This is a genomic window from Pseudomonas oryziphila, from assembly GCF_003940825.1.
Lineage (GTDB): Bacteria > Pseudomonadota > Gammaproteobacteria > Pseudomonadales > Pseudomonadaceae > Aquipseudomonas > Aquipseudomonas sichuanensis.
In genome coordinates this window covers 4,437,918-4,455,196 of record NZ_CP034338.1, presented here as the reverse complement: position 1 = coordinate 4,455,196, position 17,279 = coordinate 4,437,918, and the positions used below count along the sequence as shown (strand labels likewise).

The 17,279-nt window shown below is 64.2% G+C and carries 14 protein-coding genes; 9 read left to right on the top strand and 5 right to left on the bottom strand.

The window, feature by feature from the left end:
- Window positions 1-38 precede the first annotated feature (38 nt).
- A complete protein-coding gene (locus tag EJA05_RS20805; RefSeq protein ID WP_125859609.1) occupies window positions 39-431 on the top strand; it encodes a hypothetical protein in 393 nt (130 codons plus the stop codon).
- A 99-nt stretch (window positions 432-530) separates the two neighbouring features.
- Here the strand turns inward: EJA05_RS20805 and EJA05_RS20800 are convergent, their stop codons facing one another.
- Window positions 531-1,340, bottom strand: coding sequence for a helix-turn-helix transcriptional regulator (locus EJA05_RS20800; protein ID WP_125859608.1), 810 nt, complete (start codon window positions 1,338-1,340; stop codon window positions 531-533).
- A 90-nt stretch (window positions 1,341-1,430) separates the two neighbouring features.
- Between EJA05_RS20800 and EJA05_RS20795 the strand changes: the two genes are divergently transcribed.
- From EJA05_RS20795 to EJA05_RS20775, 5 genes are all read left to right on the top strand, one after another.
- Complete coding sequence (locus EJA05_RS20795; RefSeq protein ID WP_323808591.1) at window positions 1,431-1,904, top strand: GyrI-like domain-containing protein; 474 nt, start codon at window positions 1,431-1,433, stop codon at window positions 1,902-1,904.
- Between the two features lie 105 nt (window positions 1,905-2,009).
- Window positions 2,010-2,435, top strand: a complete 426-nt coding sequence (locus tag EJA05_RS20790) for a YybH family protein (protein ID WP_125859606.1) — start codon at window positions 2,010-2,012, stop codon at window positions 2,433-2,435.
- 42 nt (window positions 2,436-2,477) lie between these two features.
- Window positions 2,478-2,822, top strand: a complete 345-nt coding sequence (locus EJA05_RS20785) for a YciI family protein (RefSeq protein ID WP_125859605.1) — start codon at window positions 2,478-2,480, stop codon at window positions 2,820-2,822.
- A 15-nt stretch (window positions 2,823-2,837) separates the two neighbouring features.
- Window positions 2,838-3,323, top strand: coding sequence for an SRPBCC family protein (locus EJA05_RS20780; protein ID WP_125465093.1), 486 nt, complete (start codon window positions 2,838-2,840; stop codon window positions 3,321-3,323).
- Entirely contained in the window at window positions 3,323-4,594 is a 1,272-nt protein-coding gene (locus EJA05_RS20775) for an RNA polymerase sigma factor (RefSeq protein WP_125859604.1), read from the top strand. The genes EJA05_RS20780 and EJA05_RS20775 overlap by 1 nt, the downstream gene beginning before the upstream one ends.
- Window positions 4,595-4,662: 68 nt before the next feature.
- Here EJA05_RS20775 and EJA05_RS20770 read toward each other — a convergent pair whose 3' ends face one another.
- Window positions 4,663-5,133, bottom strand: a complete 471-nt coding sequence (locus EJA05_RS20770) for a MaoC family dehydratase (protein ID WP_125465091.1) — start codon at window positions 5,131-5,133, stop codon at window positions 4,663-4,665.
- 34 nt (window positions 5,134-5,167) lie between these two features.
- Window positions 5,168-6,112 carry an alpha/beta hydrolase gene (locus tag EJA05_RS20765; protein WP_125859603.1) on the bottom strand — a complete coding sequence of 315 codons (945 nt, stop codon included), beginning with the start codon at window positions 6,110-6,112 and terminating at the stop codon, window positions 5,168-5,170.
- Window positions 6,113-6,314: 202 nt separating this feature from the next.
- Between EJA05_RS20765 and fadD2 the strand changes: the two genes are divergently transcribed.
- Window positions 6,315-8,003 carry a long-chain-fatty-acid--CoA ligase FadD2 gene (fadD2, locus tag EJA05_RS20760; RefSeq protein WP_125859602.1) on the top strand — a complete coding sequence of 563 codons (1,689 nt, stop codon included), beginning with the start codon at window positions 6,315-6,317 and terminating at the stop codon, window positions 8,001-8,003.
- A gap of 341 nt (window positions 8,004-8,344) precedes the next feature.
- A complete protein-coding gene (gene fadD1 / locus EJA05_RS20755) occupies window positions 8,345-10,042 on the top strand; it encodes a long-chain-fatty-acid--CoA ligase FadD1 (RefSeq protein ID WP_125859601.1) in 1,698 nt (565 codons plus the stop codon).
- Between the two features lie 113 nt (window positions 10,043-10,155).
- Here fadD1 and EJA05_RS20750 read toward each other — a convergent pair whose 3' ends face one another.
- Together EJA05_RS20750 and EJA05_RS20745 are read right to left on the bottom strand one after the other, a co-directional pair.
- On the bottom strand, window positions 10,156-11,463 hold the full coding sequence (locus EJA05_RS20750; protein ID WP_125859600.1) for an NAD(P)/FAD-dependent oxidoreductase: 1,308 nt from the start codon (window positions 11,461-11,463) through the stop codon (window positions 10,156-10,158).
- A gap of 26 nt (window positions 11,464-11,489) precedes the next feature.
- Window positions 11,490-12,854: a glutamine synthetase family protein gene (locus tag EJA05_RS20745; protein WP_125859599.1), complete on the bottom strand. Its 1,365-nt coding sequence runs from the start codon at window positions 12,852-12,854 to the stop codon at window positions 11,490-11,492.
- Between the two features lie 502 nt (window positions 12,855-13,356).
- Here EJA05_RS20745 and hrpA point away from each other — a divergent pair.
- A complete protein-coding gene (gene hrpA, locus EJA05_RS20735; RefSeq protein ID WP_125859597.1) occupies window positions 13,357-17,262 on the top strand; it encodes an ATP-dependent RNA helicase HrpA in 3,906 nt (1,301 codons plus the stop codon).
- Window positions 17,263-17,279 lie beyond the last annotated feature (17 nt).

Below are 17,279 nucleotides of genomic sequence, written 5' to 3'. Positions count from 1 at the left end.
GAGTGGGGGTAAAATATCCACTGAGAAGGGACGGTGATATGGAGTATTTAAAGATTGAAATTGAGGAAGAGATTAAAGCCAATTCGATTAAGGTTGAGCGGGTTGAAGAGGTGGAGTTGCGAGGCTTGCTAGATTATTTAGATTTGAATTTTTATGGTGGTTGCGGAAATCTTGATTCGTTTTATATACAGAGGGCTTGTAGGTATTATGACGAAAATTTCTGGAGAGGCATATCCAAGCACCCTGAAGAGTTTGTGTACTTGTTGGTGGTGGATGAAAAGTGGCATGCCTGGAAGTTTGAGGGTAAGGAAGGGTTGCAGCTTTTGATAAACAAAACTACGGCGTTTAGATTTTGGCTGCTTGATGCTACAAGACGCGTGTTGGTCTACTTCGGGGATAGTGATTGCGTGCATTGGTCGCAGGTAGAGTGATGGGGTGCCACGATTTTTTATTGACTGCAAAAGGCTGGTGCTGCGTTGCCAGCTCACTCGGACCTAAATGCCTCAAGAATTGTACGTAGTCCTCTCCGGTTACCGCGAATTCATCCTGGCCGCGCCACCCTTGTAGTGGGTCGCGTAGTGCTGCGGGGTTACCCCGTGCACGCGGCGGAAGGCACCGATGAAATGGCTCTGGTCATAAAAGCCCAGGTCGAGCGCCACGTCCTGCGGGTGCTGGCCTGCGCGTAGGCGGCGGCGCGCTTCGATCAGGCGCAGTTGCATGTGGTACTGCAGCGGCCCAAGGCCGGTGGCTTTCTTGAAACAGCGCGCGTAGTGGTATTTGCTGAGCCCGGCCAGCTGCGCCAGTTGCTCAAGTTCCAGGCGGCTGTCGAGGCTCGCGTTCATCGCGGCCAGGCTGCGACTGACCGCGACCGACTGCTCGCCGGGCGTGGCCGTGGGTTGTTCGAGCAATTGCGCCACCAGCAACAGCAATGCCTGCTCGCGCTCGCCAGCGTCGGCCCGGGCCAGGTCGAGCAGGGCTGCAAACAGGCCGGGGTGCTCGAGGATGCCCTGCTCGAACGCCGGGGGCTGGTCGGTCGAGCGCAGATTGTTGTCACCGATCACCTGGCGCAGGGTGTCGGTCGCCAGGTGCAGGCTGATGTATTCAACGCCGTCCGGGCCGAAGGTCGAAGCCTGCACGGCCAATGGGTTGTACAAGGTTACACGCCGGGCGGGTACAGCTAGTTCACGACCGTCCAGCCATATCTGTTCAGCACCTCGCAAATTGGCACCCAGCACGTATTCGTCGTGGGTATGGCGAGCAAAACTGGCACTGCCCTGCGCGTGCACCCACGACAACTCCAGCTGTGCGCAGGCGAGCAGGGGTTGGCTGGTCAACGGCATGGGGCGCTTCTCTCTGGCGGATCTGGGCTACGCTATCGAACCAGCATGGCCCGGTGCAATGGCCGCCACGTCAATTCAGCGAGACCAATGATGATGAACCCGATCCCCGTTCGCTACGAAGATGGCCGGGCGCTGACCCTCGCCGGCTTCGCTGAGCGTTTCAGCATGGCCGATCTCAGTGGGCTGCCGCGCCTGTGGCAGCGCTTCGGGCCGCATATCGGGCATGTGCCCGGCGCCCATGGCCATGACAGTTATGGTGTGTGCTACAACCCCGACGGCCAGGGTGGCTTCGACTATCTGGCCGGCGTCGAGGTCGCTGCGACTGCCGGCTTGCCCGCCGGCTTCACTCACCTGACGCTCTCGCCGCAGCATTACGCAGTGTTCGAACACCACGGCAGCCTGCAGGGCATCAAGGCGACCTTCGATGGCATTTTCCAGCAGTGGCTGCCTGCCTCCGGCGAGCGCTCGGCCAACGCCGCGGTGTTCGAGCGTTACCCGGCCGGGTTCGACCCTGCCGACCCGCAGGCCGTCATGGAAATCTGGATTCCGCTCGAGCGCCGCTGAGGCGACGGGAAATTCTCCCAGGCGCTGTCGATTTGCCCGATCCCCGTTCGACCAAAGGTGAACGCAACATCAACACCGTCGCCCTAACGTCCGGAGGAACCATCGATGAACAGCGCAGCCGAACATGAAATCCGCCAACTGATCGAGCACTGGATCCAGGCCGTGCGCGACCGCGATGTCGACAAGATCGTCGCGCCCTACGCCGACGACATCCTCGCCTTCGATGCGATCCAGGCCCTGCAGTTCAAGGGCAAGGCCGCCTACCGCGCGCACTGGGAAATGTGCATGGGGTTTTGCACCGGCCCCATGGTATTCGAAGTGGCGCAACTGACCGTGCATGCCGACGGCGACCTGGGCCTGGCCCACTGGCTCAACCGCTGCGGGCCTTCCGACGATGAAAGCCAGTGCGGCTTCATGCGGGTCACGGTGGCGTACCGGCGCCAGGCGGGTCAATGGCAGGTCATCCATGAGCACTGGTCGGCACCCTTCGACATGGAAACGCAAAAAGCCCTGTTCGACTTCAAGCCCTGAAGCCTGTCGACCGCCCATCGCCACCTCACGCTGGAGACGATCATGAAATACCTGTGCCTGGTCTACTGTGATGAAGGGCTGTTGCACAGCCTGCCCGAGAGCCCCGAAGACGCCGAATGCATGGCCTACGCCCAGTCCATCCAGGGCTCCGGGCGCATGCTCGCCGCCGAGGCGCTCAAGCCGGTGCAGACGGCCACCACGGTACGCGTGCGCGGGGGGCACATGAGCCTCACCGACGGCCCGTTCGCCGAAACCAAGGAGCAGCTGGCGGGCTTCTACCTGGTCGATGCCCGCGACCTCAACGAGGCGCTGAACATCGCCAAGGGCATCCCGGCAGCACGGGTTGGCAGTGTTGAAGTGCGGCCCGTACGCGAACTGCAACCCTGAAGGAGAACAACCAGCATGACACTGGCGCAACCGCTACAGGCCCCGCACGAGCTGTCCATCAGCCGCCTGATCGATGCCCCGCCGGCCAAGGTGTTCCGGGCCTGGACCGAACCCCAATGGCTGATGCAGTGGTGGGGGCCGCACGGCATGACCACCCCCGAATGCGAGATGCAACTGTGGGCGGGCGGGCTGTTCCGCACCTTGATGCGTGCGCCTGACGGCAGCGAATACCCGCATCAGGGCGTGTTCCTGGAAATCCACCCACCGCACCGGCTGGTGTTCACCGACGCCTTCCGCCCTGGGTGGGTGCCGTCGGAGAAGGCCTTCATGACCGCCGTGGTCACATTCGACGAAGAGCATGGCAAGACCCGCTATACCGCGCGTGCCTGGCACTGGAATGCCGCCGACTGCCTCGCCCATGAAGAAATGGGCTTTCATCAGGGCTGGGGAGAAAGCCTGGACCGCCTGGTGGAGGTAGTGACCCAGCGGATGCCGGACTGATGCAAGCGCAGGCGCAGGTACGCGAGGAGGTCGAGGCGGTCTATCGCCGCGACTCGCGGCGCATCCTGGCTACCCTGATCCGCTTGCTGGGGGATTTCGACCTGGCCGAGGAGGCCATGCACGATGCCTTCTTCATTGCCGTCGAGCGTTGGCAGCGCGACGGCATCCCCGACAATCCGCGGGCCTGGCTGGTTTCGACCGGGCGTTTCAAGGCTATCGACGCCTTGCGCCGACGTGCCCGTTTCGACCGTTCCCAGGCCGAGCTGATCATGCTGCTCGAAGGCGAGGCGCACGATCCCGGCGATGAGGAGCTGCTGGCCGACGATCGTCTGCGTCTGATCTTCACCTGCTGCCACCCGTCGCTGGCCTTCGATGCCCAGGTGGCGCTGACCCTGCGCGAGGTGTGCGACCTCACCACCGAGCAGATCGCCCGTGCCTTCCTGCAGAGCCCGACGACCATAGCCCAGCGCATTGTGCGCGCCAAGGCGAAGATCCGTGATGCCAGGATTCCCTACCAGGTGCCCGCCCTGAACGAGTTGCCCGAGCGTCTGCAAAGTGTGTTGCGGGTGATCTACCTGGTGTTCAACGAGGGCTATTCGGCTTCGACGGGCGAAGACGTGGTGACCCAGGCGTTGACCGATGAGGCTATTCGCCTGGGCCGGCTGGTTGGGCAGTTGCTGCCGGATGCCGAAGTGCTCGGCCTGCTGGCGTTGATGTTGCTGCAGGCCTCGCGGCAACGAGCGCGCAGCGATGCCGAAGGCGAACTGGTGGTGCTCGATGAGCAGGACCGCAGCCTGTGGGATCGCGCGCAGATCGAGGAAGGTTGCCAGTTGGTGCAGCAGGCGCTGCGTAGCCGGGCGTTCGGGCCCTACAGCCTGCAGGCGGCGATTGCCGCCGTGCATGCCGAAGCGCCCAGTGCCGAAGCCACGGACTGGGGGGAGATTGTCGGTTTGTACGAGGTGCTGCAACGGCATTGGCCGTCACCGGTGGTCGAGCTCAACCGTGCGGCGGCGCTGGCCCGTCGGGACGGTGCGCAGGTGGGCTTGCAGGCGGTGGAGGCGATTCTGGCGCGTGGCGAGCTGGGTGATTATCACCTGGCCCATGCTGCGCGGGCCGAGCTGCATTGGCAGCTGGGTAATGAGGAGCAGGCGCGGGAGGCTTGGCAGCAGGCGCTTGCGCTGACCCGGCAGGGGCCGGAGCGGCGGCACATCGAGCGGCGCTTGAGCAGGTTGGGAGGACTCTTCGCGGGTAAACCCGCTCCCACAGGTTAAGCGTTGCTTTCAAAAGTGGCGCAGAACCTGTGGGAGCGGGTTTACCCGCGAAAAAGCCAGCACTGAAATCAGCTGGCAACGAAATTCGGCGGGCTCACCAGTTCGACGGTCTGCAGCTTGCGCGGCGCCAGGATCTCGGCCTCACCGGCGACCACCAGCTCGTCGTTCTGGTTGTACACGTTGGTGGCGATGCGCACCTTGAACTTGGGCAGCTTCTCGAGCACTTCCAGGCGCACGGTCAGGGTGTCGCCGATCTTTACCGGCTTCTGGAAGCTCATCTGCTGGCCCAGGTAGATGGTGCCGGGGCCGGGCAGGGTGCAGGCCACCGCGGCGCTGATCAGCGCACCGCTGAACATGCCGTGGGCGATGCGTTCGCGGAACATGCTCTTGGCGGCGAACTCGGCGTCAAGGTGCACCGGGTTGTGGTCACCGGACATCGCGGCGAACAGCTGGATGTCGCGTTCTTCCACGGACTTCTGGTACTCAGCTTTCTGGCCGACTTCGAGGGCTTCGTAAGGCGTGTTGCTAACCTGGGTCATCGGGGCTTCCTTGTGGGGCGGGCGAGGCTGCCTATCATTCACTGCGGACAGGGCGGCCAAGGGCCAGCGCCTGTTCCAGCCAGCCGATGATATCGGCGCAGACCTCGTCGCGATGGGTTTCGTTGAGCACTTCGTGCCGTGCGCCAGGATAGACGCGCAACTGCACGTGGCGGTTGCCGGTCGCGCGCAGGGCGTCGGCCAGAACCGTGAGACGCTTGCCGGCACTCACCGGATCACATTCACCGCCAATTACCAGCACTGGCAGGTTCGGATCGATCTGCGCGAGGTGCTTGGCCTGGCTGATCTGCGCCAGGCCCTGCAGCAGGTCGAGCCACAGTTGGTTGCTGCAGCGAAAGCCGCACAGCGGGTCGGAGATGTACTTGTCCACCTCGTCCGGGTCGCGGCTGAGCCAGTCGAAGGCGGTGCGGTTGGGCTTGAACGCCTTGTTGAACGCACCGAACGACAGCCAGTCGATCAGCGCGCTCTTGCCCAGCGGCCCCTGGCGCCAGGCTTCGAGCCGAGCGATCAGGCGCGCGCTGCGGTAGAGCGCTGCAGGCTGGAAGTTCGAACCGCTGAGGATCGCCCCCTGCAGGCTGGCGCTGTGGTGCAGCAGGTAGGCCTGGGCGATATAGCTGCCCATGCTGTGGCCGAACAGGAACAGCGGTGTGCCGGGAAACAGCTGGCCGATGTGCTGGGCCAGCAAGCCCAGGTCGTTGACCACGGCATTCCAGCCATTGTGGCTGGCGAACAGGCCGAGGTGACCCAGTTCGGCGGTACGCCCGTGGCCACGCAGGTCTGGCGCGAACAGGGCGTAACCGGCGTCATTCAGGGCATGCCCCAGGCGCTGGTAGCGCCCGGCATGCTCGGCCATGCCGTGGGCCAGCAACACCACGGCCTTGACCGGCGTGGCCGGCAGCCATTGGTGCACGTACAGGCTGCAATGCTCGCTGGCGGGCAGCCAGAAGGCGTCATGGGGCATGGCGGGTCCTTGCGCACGGAGTTCGAGGAACAGTGTATGCGCAAAGGCCACAATTGCAGGAAGGGCCTAAATAAGATTCACAATGTTAATGGCAGCACTTGGCGTATTTGCCACCTTGGGCCGAACTGCTAACGTCGGCAGAACGCCTTTTTGCCACCTGGCATCAAGGTCAGGGAAGGTCCCGGCAGAGGAACAACAATAAATGCAAGCCGATTTCTGGAACGACAAGCGCCCGGCGGGCGTGCCTTCCACACTGGATTTGACGGCCTATGCGTCCGTCGTCGATGTCTTCGAACGCTCCTGCAAGCGCTTCGCCGACCGCCCGGCATTCAGCAACCTGGGCGTGACGCTCAGCTATGCCGAGCTCGAACGCCACTCCGCGGCCTTCGCCGCCTGGCTGCAGCAGCATACCGACCTGGTCCCGGGCGACCGCATCGCGGTGCAGATGCCCAACGTGCTGCAGTACCCCATCGCCGTGTTCGGCGCCCTGCGCGCCGGGCTGGTGGTGGTCAACACCAACCCGCTGTACACCGCACGCGAGATGCGCCACCAGTTCAAGGACTCCGGGGCCCGCGCGCTGGTCTACCTGAACATGTTCGGCAGCCGCGTGCAGGAGGTGTTGCCCGACACCGGCATCGAGTACCTGATCGAGGCGAAGATGGGCGATCTGCTGCCTACCGCCAAGGGCTGGTTGATCAATACCGTGGTCGACAAACTGAAGAAGATGGTGCCCGCCTACCAGTTGCCCCAGGCCGTGTCGTTCAAGCAGGTGTTGCGCCTGGGGCGTGGGCTGACCCACAAAGCGGTGCCGCAATTGCACGAAGATATCGCCGTGCTGCAGTACACCGGCGGCACTACCGGCCTGGCCAAGGGCGCGATGCTCAGCCACGGCAACCTGGTGGCCAACATGCTGCAGGTATTGGCTTGCTTCGCCCAGCACGGCCCCGACGGCCAGCCGCTGATCAAGGAAGGCCAGGAGGTGATGATCGCGCCGCTGCCGCTGTATCACATCTATGCGTTCACCGCGAACTGCATGTGCATGATGGTCACCGGCAACCATAACGTGCTGATAACCAACCCCCGCGACATCTCGGGCTTCATCAAGGAGCTGGGCAAGTGGCGGTTCTCGGGGCTGCTGGGGCTGAACACACTGTTCGTCGCCTTGATGGACCACCCCGGCTTCAAATTCCTGGATTTTTCCGCACTCAAAGTCACCAACTCCGGCGGTACGGCGCTGGTCAAGGCCACCGCCGAGCGCTGGGAGGCCTTGACCGGCTGTCGCATCGTCGAAGGCTACGGCCTGACCGAGACGTCCCCGGTGGCCAGTACCAACCCTTACGGCCAACTGGCGCGGTTGGGGACCGTGGGCATCCCGGTGGTCGGCACGGCATTCAAGGTGATCGACGACGAGGGTAACGAGCAGCCGCTGGGTGAGCGCGGCGAGCTGTGCATCAAGGGGCCGCAGGTGATGAAGGGCTACTGGCAGCAACCGCAAGCCACGGCCCAGGCGCTGGATGCCGAAGGCTGGTTCAAGACCGGCGACATTGCAATCATCGACCCGGACGGCTTCACCCGTATCGTCGACCGCAAGAAGGACATGATCATCGTCTCGGGTTTCAACGTGTACCCCAACGAAATCGAGGACGTGGTGATGAACCACCCGCAGGTGGCCAGCTGTGCGGCCATCGGTGTACCGGACGAACGATCCGGCGAGGCGGTCAAGCTGTTCGTGGTGCCGCGCGCGGGGGGGCTGAGCGTTGACGAGCTCAAGGCTTACTGCAAGGCCAACTTCACCGGCTACAAGGTGCCCAAGCACATCGTGCTGCGTGATTCGTTGCCGATGACACCGGTGGGCAAGATCTTGCGTCGGGAGCTGCGCGATATCGCCTGAGGCTTTGCAGGTCCTGTGGGAGCGGGTTTACCCGCGAAAGCGTAGGCGGGGCCACTGCCAAGTTCGCGGGTGAACCCGCTCCCACAGCAGTAATGGCTCTATTTCGGCATTTTCAGCCGATATTGCGACACTTTGGATAAATACTCTAAAAATGACCTGTACATTTCTTTGAGTCATTTTTGTGACCGAGAGGCCCGTTTCGGCCTCTAGGCGACCCCTGGTAAAGCTGTTACTCTCGGCGCGCTTTCCCAGGATCCGGTTTGCAATGAGCCGGCTTCGCATATCAATAATAAGCGCATCGACGCGTACCGAATTCGCTGTTGCTGAAGGAGCGGGCTTCCATGATCGAACATTTTTGGAAGGATAAGTACCCAGCCGGGGTCACGGCGGACATCAATCCTGACGAATTCCCCAATATCCAGGCGGTTCTCAAGCAATCCTGCCAACGCTTTGCCGACAAACCTGCCTTTAGCAACCTGGGCAAGACCATCACCTACGGCGAACTGTATGCGCTGTCCGGCGCTTTTGCCGCCTGGCTGCAGCAGCATACCGACCTGAAGCCGGGCGATCGCATTGCCGTCCAGTTGCCCAACGTCCTGCAATACCCTGTCGCCGTGTTCGGCGCCATGCGTGCCGGGCTGATCGTGGTCAACACCAACCCGCTGTACACCGCGCGGGAGCTGGAGCACCAGTTCAACGATTCCGGCGCCAAGGCGCTGGTGTGCCTGGCCAACATGGCGCACCTGGCCGAAAAGGTCGTGCCGAAGACCCAGGTCAAGCACGTCATTGTCACCGAAGTGGCCGACCTGTTGCCACCGCTCAAGCGCTTGCTGGTCAACAGCGTCATCAAGTACGTGAAGAAAATGGTGCCAGCCTACAACCTGCCCAATGCCGTGCGCTTCAACGATGCGCTGGCCCTGGGCAAGGGCGGCGCGGTGACCGAGGCCAACCCGCAGGCCAACGATGTGGCAGTGCTGCAGTACACCGGCGGCACCACCGGCGTGGCCAAGGGCGCGATGCTCACCCACCGCAACCTGGTCGCCAACATGCTGCAGTGCCGCGCGCTGATGGGCTCTAACCTGCACGAAGGCTGCGAGATCCTCATCACCCCGCTGCCGCTGTACCACATCTACGCCTTCACCTTCCATTGCATGGCCATGATGCTGATCGGTAACCACAACATACTCATCAGCAACCCGCGCGACCTGCCGGCCATGGTCAAGGAGCTGGGCAAGTGGAAGTTCAGCGGCTTCGTCGGCCTGAACACCTTGTTCGTCGCCCTGTGCAACAACGAAACCTTCCGCAACCTGGATTTCTCGGGGCTGAAGATCACCTTGTCCGGTGGCATGGCGTTGCAGCAGAGCGTGGCCGAGCGCTGGAGGACGGTGACCGGCTGTGCCATCTGTGAAGGTTACGGCATGACCGAGACCAGCCCGGTGGCGACGGTCAACCCGTCCGAGGCCAACCAGGTCGGCACCATCGGCATCCCGGTACCCTCGACCCTGTGCAAGGTCATCGACGACAACGGTCAGGAACTGCCGCTGGGCGAAGTAGGCGAACTGTGCATCAAGGGCCCGCAGGTGATGAAGGGCTACTGGCAGCGTGAGGAGGCCACCGCCGAGATCCTCGACAGCAATGGCTGGCTGAAGACCGGCGACATCGCCGTGATCCAGCCGGACGGCTACATGCGCATCGTCGACCGCAAGAAGGACATGATCCTGGTCTCGGGTTTCAACGTGTACCCCAACGAGCTCGAAGACGTGCTCGCCGCCTTGCCGGGTGTGTTGCAGTGCGCCGCCATCGGCGTGCCGGACGAAAAATCCGGCGAGGTGATCAAGGTGTTCATCGTGGTCAAGCCGGGCATGACCGTCACCAAGGAGCAGGTGTTGGAGCACATGCGCGCCAACGTCACCGGCTACAAGGTGCCGCGCTACATCGAGTTCCGCGATGCACTGCCGACCACCAACGTCGGCAAGATCCTGCGCCGCGAGCTGCGTGATGAAGAGCTGAAGAAGCAGGGCCTGAAGAAGATCGCCTGATAGCCTTCACCGGCTTATTCGCGGGTAAACCCGCTCCCACAGGAGTCGCGCCGTTTTCAGAAGCGGCGATGAACCTGTGGGAGCGGGTTTACCCGCGAATGGGCCAGTGAAAATCAGCGCAGCTTTTCAAGCATCTGGTAGTACCACATCCCCGCCGCCAGCAGCGGATTCCCCAGCAGGTCCCCCATCGGCACCTTGATGTGCTTGCACGCCGCAAAGGTGTCGAATTTCTCCAGCGTCCCGGTCAATGCCTCGGCCATGATCTCGCCCATGATGTGGCTGGTGGCGATGCCATGCCCGGAATAGCCCTGGCAGTACCACACGTTGTCCGACAGCTTGCCCAACTGTGGGATGCGGTTGACCACGATGCCCATGGCGCAGCTCCACTGGAACTCGATCGGCACGCCCTTGAGCGCCGGGAAGGTGCGTTCGATGCACGGGCGCAGTTCGGCCTCGATATCCCGCGAATCACGCCCGGAATAGTTGGCGCCACCGCCGAACAGCAGGCGCTTGTCGGCGGTCAGGCGGTAGTAGTCGAGGACGAAGCGGCAGTCGTACACCGCCAGGTCCTGAGGGTTGATCTGCGCGGCCAGCTCGCCCAGTGGCGCGGTGGTGACGATGCCGCCCATGGCCGGGAAAATCTTGCCCTTGAGCTGGCGCTTTTCCAGCTTGTGGTAGACATCGCCGGCCAGCATCACCTGCCGCGCTTCGATCCGGCCGTGGGCGGTGACCACTGCCGGGCGCGGGCCGTGGATGATGTCCAGGACCTCGGAGTTTTCGAAGATCAGTGCGCCCAGGCTGTGGGCCGCGCGGGCCTCGCCCAGGCACAGGTTGAGCGGGTGCAGGTGCAGGTTGCGGCGGTTCTTCAGCGCGCCGATGTACAGCGGGCTTTGCAGGTGCTCGGCCATGGCGGCGCGGTCGAGCAATTGCACCTGGTCGCCCATGCCGCGGCGCTGGGCCTCGGCCTCGAAGACGCGCAGTTCGTTCAGGTGCGAGGGTTTCATCGCCGCATGCAGGTGGCCGCGCTTGAGGTCGCAGGCGATGCCATAGCGTTCCACCCGCTGCTCGATGATCTGGTGCCCGCGCCAGCGCAGGTGCCAGATGAAGTCATCCACCTCGGCACCGAGCCGTTCACGCATTTGCGTGCGCATGGCCTCGTCGCCCGACAGGCTGCCGGTCACCTGCCCGCCGTTGCGTCCGCTGGCGCCCCAGCCGATGCGGTTGGTCTCGACGATGGCGACCTTCAGGCCGCGTTCGGCCAGTTCCACTGCGGTGGCCACGCCGGTGAAACCGCCGCCGATGATCGCCACGTCGACCTGCACCGTGCCCTTGAGGGTGGGGTATTCGCTGTGGTCGTTGAGGGTGGCGCTGTAGTAGGACGGCGCGCGCTGGCCCGGCCCCTTGTTCACTGCTGCGTTCATGAGTGTTCCTTGTTGTAATTCGTCTGTCAGGCCTGGTGCAGGTACCAGCGCCAGTCCTGCTCGCCCACTTCGGCCATGAACTGGCGGTATTCGGCGCGCTTGACCTTCAGGTACACACCCAGGAAGGCCTCGCCGAAGGCTTCCCGGGCCCACGCCGAACGCTCGAGGGCATCGAGGGTGGTTAGCCAGTCGGTGGGCAGGTGCTCGGTGGCCTGGGCATAGCCGTTGCCTTGCACCGGTGCGCCCGGGTCGAGCTGCTCGCGAATGCCTTGGTGGCTGGCGGCCAGAATCGCCGCGGCGGCCAGGTAGGGGTTGGCGTCGGCGCCACAGATGCGGTGCTCCACATGCCGGCTGTTGGCCGGCCCGCCCGGCACGCGCAGGCTGACGGTGCGGTTGTCGACGCCCCAGGTCGGCGCCAGCGGCGCATAGCTGTTGGCCTGGAAGCGGCGGTACGAGTTGGCGTTGGGGCAGAACAGCAGCAGCGATTCGCGCAGGTGGCGCAGCATGCCGGCGACTGCCTGGCGCAGCAGCGGGGTGCCGGCCTTGTCCTCGCTGGCGAACAGGTTGTTGCCGTTGGCATCGGCCAGGCTCAGGTGCATGTGCATGCCGGTGCCCGCCAGCTGGGCGAACGGCTTGGCCATGAAGCAGGCCTGCATGCCGTGGGCGTGGGCGACGCCTTTGACCAGGCGTTTATAGCGCACGGCCTGATCCATCGCCTCCAGCGCATCGCCATGTTCCAGGGTGATTTCGACCTGGCCCGGGGCGTATTCGGAGATTGCCGTGCGTGCCGGGATGCCCTGGGCCTTGCAGGCGGCATAGAGGTCGGCGAGGAAGGGTTCGATCTGTTCCAGTTCGCGCAGGCCATAGACCTGTGTAGTGCGCGGTCGGCCGCCGTCGTTGTCCAGCGCCGGTTGCGGGCGGCCCTGGGCGTCAGGCTTCTGGTCGAGCAGGTAGAACTCCAGCTCGCAGGCCATCACCGGGTAGTAACCGTCGGCCTTGAGCGCATCGATGGTGCGCAGCAGTACGTGGCGCGGGTCGGCGATGCTGGCTGGCAGGCCTTCGCTGGGGTGCATGCTGACCTGCACCGCCGCGGTCGGCACCCGGCGCCAGGGCAGGCGCACCAGGCTGCCTTCCAGCGGGTAGGCGCGGCAATCGATGTCGCCGACATCCCAGACCAGGCCGGAGTTTTCCACGTCGTCGCCGTTGAGGGTAAGGCCGAGGATGGTGCTTGGCAGCGGGCGGCCGGTTTCGAACACCGCCAGCAGTTCATCGCGGTGCAGCAGCTTGCCGCGTGGCACGCCGTTGGCGTCGAGGATGAACAGTTCGATCAGGTCGATATCGGGGTTGTCGGCCAGGAAGCGTCTGGCTTGCTCTGCGGGTGCAAAGTGCATGGTGGAATTCGCTCGCGCCCATGGGCGCACAGGACCGCCGTAATGGTTCGGTCGGTCGTACTGAAAAGGTCGGCGTGATGCCGCAACGGGTCAGTGAGTGGCGAGCGAGGTGTCTGGTGGGCGCGCGTGGCGGCAGTGCCACAGGGCCCAGAAGGCGAGGATGACATGCACCAGCGGATTCTCGCCGGCACGGGCCCTGGCCTTCGGCAGCGAAGGGCGAGGCAGCGGGCGGGCGATGAGCGGGTCGGGGAGCATGCCTTGGATACTCACATGGTGCGTAAGGTTGATTAAAGCAGTGAATGGCGACGTTCATTCCGTGTTCGGCTAAACATTTGTGCTGGCTTCTTCGCGGGTAAACCCGCTCCCACAGGGCCCCGTGGGAGCGGGTTTACCCGCGAAAGGGCCAGCGCAGACAGCAAAAAAACGGCAAATCTGCGACAATCCCGCCCCTTCGAATGCCGATCATGAATAAGCAGCGCCCGCTGCATCATTAAAAAGCCCCATGACAGACCACGCCATCGACCAACTGCTGAACAACCTCGACCACGCCATGATCGCCGACCGCCATCGCCTGCGGCGGCAACTGCATGAGCTGCGCAAGCGCCCAGACGATGCCAAGCTTGCGCAGTGGGTGGAGAAGGTCCAGGCCTCCTTTGCCCAGGTCACCGCGCGCCAGCAGAGCGTGCCGAGCATCCGTTACGACGACAGCCTGCCGATTGCGGCCAAGCGTGACGAGATCAAGAAGGCCCTGGCCGAACACCAGGTGCTGGTGATCGCCGGCGAGACCGGTTCGGGCAAGACCACCCAGTTGCCGAAGATCTGCCTGGAGCTGGGGCGCGGCAGCCATGGCCTGATCGCCCACACCCAGCCCCGGCGGATCGCCGCGCGCAGCGTGGCGGCGCGGGTCGCCGAAGAACTCGGCACGCCGCTGGGCGCGCTGGTCGGTTACCAGGTGCGTTTCGAGGACCAGAGCGATTCGAACACCTTGGTCAAACTGATGACCGACGGCATCCTGCTGGCCGAGACCCAGCACGATCGCTTCCTCGAGCGCTACGACACGATCATCGTCGACGAGGCCCACGAGCGCAGCCTGAACATCGATTTCCTGCTGGGCTACCTCAAGACCCTGCTGCACCGTCGCCCGGAGCTGAAGCTGATCATCACTTCGGCGACCATCGACCTGGAGCGCTTCTCCAAGCACTTCGACGGCGCGCCGATCATCGAGGTTTCCGGGCGCACGTACCCGGTGGATACCTGGTATCGCCCGTTGACCAGCGAGCAGGACGAGGAGGGCAACCAGATCGAGGACGACCTCTCGGTCGACCAGGCGATCCTCGCCACCCTCGATGAGATTGCCCAGCACGAACGCAGCCAGGGCAAGGGCCCGGGTGATGTGCTGGTGTTCCTGCCCGGCGAGCGCGAGATCCGCGATGCCGCCGAAATACTGCGCAAGGCGCAACTGCGCCATACCGAGATCCTGCCGCTGTATGCGCGCCTGTCGCCGGCCGAGCAACAGCGGATCTTCCAGTCCCACAGCGGCCGCCGTGTGGTGTTGGCGACCAACGTCGCCGAAACCTCGCTGACGGTGCCGGGCATCCGCTATGTCATCGACAGCGGCACCGCGCGCATCAGCCGCTACAGCTACCGCGCCAAGGTCCAGCGCCTGCCCATCGAGGCGGTGTCCCAGGCCAGCGCCAACCAGCGTAAAGGCCGCTGCGGCCGGGTCGAGCCGGGTATCTGCATCCGCCTGTACAGCGAAGAGGACTTCAACGGCCGGCCGGCGTTCACCGACCCGGAGATCCTGCGTACCAACTTGGCGGCGGTGATCCTGCAGATGCTGCACCTGCGCCTGGGTGCCATCGACGCGTTCCCGTTCATCGAGCCACCGGATGGCAAGGCCATCAGCGACGGTTTCAACCTGCTGCAGGAGCTGTCGGCGGTCAATCGCGAGAACCAGCTCACGCCGCTGGGCCGCCAACTGGCGCGCTTGCCGATCGACCCGCGGCTGGGCCGCATGCTGCTTGAAGGCGCACGCCTGGGCAGCCTGCAAGAGGTGTTGATCGTTGCCAGTGCGTTGTCGGTGCAGGACCCGCGCGAGCGCCCGCCGGAGCGCCAGCAGGCGGCCGACCAGGCCCATGCCCAGTGGAAGGACGTCGACTCCGACTTCGCCGCCCTGGTCAACCTGTGGCGCGGTTTCGAGGAACAGCGCCAGGCGCTGACCGCCAACCCGCTGCGTAACTGGTGCCGGAAGAACTTCCTCAACTATCTGCGTTTGCGCGAGTGGCGCGATGCCCATCGTCAACTGGCGCTGATCTGCCGCGACCTGCAGCTTACGGTGAACAAAGACCCGTGCGATTACCCGCGCATGCACAAGGCGATCCTCAGCGGCCTGCTCAGCCAGATCGGCCACAAGGCCGAAGAGGGCGACTATCAGGGCGCGCGTCAGCGCCGCTTCTGGATTCATCCCTCGTCCGGCATCGGCCGCAAGCGCCCGCAATGGGTGATGGCCGCCGAACTGGTGGAAACCACCAAGCTGTATGCGCGCATGGTGGCCAAGATCGAGCCGGACTGGATCGAACCGCTGGCCACCCACCTGATCAAGAAGAATCACTTCGAGCCCCATTGGGAGAAGAAGCGCGGGCAGGTGGTGGCTTACGAGCAGATCACCCTGTACGGGCTGATCGTGGTCGGCCGCCGGCCGGTGCACTTCGGCCCGATCGACCCGGTCACGTCACGGGAGCTGTTCATCCGCGAGGGGCTGGTCGGCGGCGAGATCCAGTCGCGGGCCAAGTGCCTGGCGGCCAACAAACGCCTGCTCGAGCAGCTCGACGAGCTGGAAGCCAAGGCACGCCGGCGCGACATCCTTGCCGATGAAGAGACGCTGTACGCCTTCTACGAGGCGCGCCTGCCGCAAGAGATTCACCAGACCGCGACCTTCGACGCCTGGTACCGGATGACCAGCCAGAAGGATGCCAACCTGCTGATCATGCGCGAGGAAGATGTGCTGGCCCGCGAGGCCAGCGAGGTGACCGCCGCGCAGTACCCGGACCATCTGCAGGTGGGCGACCTGCGCCTGTCGCTGAGCTATCACTTCGAGCCCAACCACCCGCGCGATGGTGTCACCGTGCGGGTGCCGGCGCCGCTGCTGCCGAGCCTGCCGGGCGAACGCCTGGAATGGCTGGTGCCGGGGCTGCTGGAGGCCAAGTGCATTGCCCTGGTGCGCAACCTGCCCAAGGCCTTGCGCAAGAACTTCGTGCCGGTGCCGGACTTCGTCAAGGCGGCGCTGTCGCGCATGACCTTCGGCCAGGGCGGCCTGCCGCAGGCGCTGGGGCAGGAACTGCTGCGCATGACGGGGGCACGGGTGTCCGATGAAGCCTGGGCGGAAGCCGCCGGGCTGGTGGAAGGCCACCTGCGCATGAACATCGAAGTGGTCGACGCCGCAGGCAAGTTCCTCGGTGAGGGCCGTGACCTGGCCGAGCTGACCGCGCGCTTCGCCGCCGCCAGCCAGGCGGCGCTGGCCCTGCCGCGCAACGAGAAGGCCGAGCAGCCGGTGCAGGCCAAGGCCTTCACCCAGGTGGCGCAGACCGCCCAGCAGAAGATCGCCGGGCTGTCGATGACCGTCTACCCGGCGTTGGTCGAGGACAACGGCACGGTGCGCGAAGGGCGTTTCTCCACCCAGGCCGAAGCCGAGTTCCAGCACCGCCGCGCACTGCAGCGCCTGTTGCTGCAGCAGTTGGCCGAGCCGGCCAAGTTCCTGCGCGGCAAGCTGCCGGGGCTGACTGAACTGGGCTTGCTGTACCGCGAGCTGGGGCGGGTCGAGGCGTTGGTCGAGGACATCCTGCTGGCCAGCCTCGACAGTTGCATCCTCGAAGGCGAAGACCCTTTGCCCCGCGACGGTGCCGGCCTGGCGTCACTGGCCGAGCGCAAGCGCGGCAGCTGGACCGAGCATGCCGAGCGCCTGGCGCGCCTGACCCTCGACGTGCTGAAGCTGTGGCATGGCCTGCAGAAGCGCTTCAAGGGCAAGATTGACCTGAGCCAGGCGGTGGCGCTGAATGACATCAAGCAGCAACTGGCCAACCTGGTCTACCCGGGCTTCGTGCGTGAGACGCCGGGCGTCTGGCTCAAGGAACTGCCACGTTATCTCAAGGCGGTGGAACTGCGCCTGGAGAAGCTGGGGTCGCAGGTGCAGAAGGATCGGGTGTGGAGTGGCGAACTGGCCAATTGCTGGGCCCAGTACAAGGCCCGTGCCGACAAGCATGCCCAGGAGGGCAAGCGTGACGAGCAGTTGCTGATGTACCGCTGGCTGCTGGAGGAGTATCGGGTGTCGTTGTTCGCCCAGCAGTTGGGAACGAAAGTGCCGGTTTCCGACAAGCGACTGAGCAAGCAGTGGAGTCAGGTGGAAGCCTAACCGTTGCAACTTGTGGC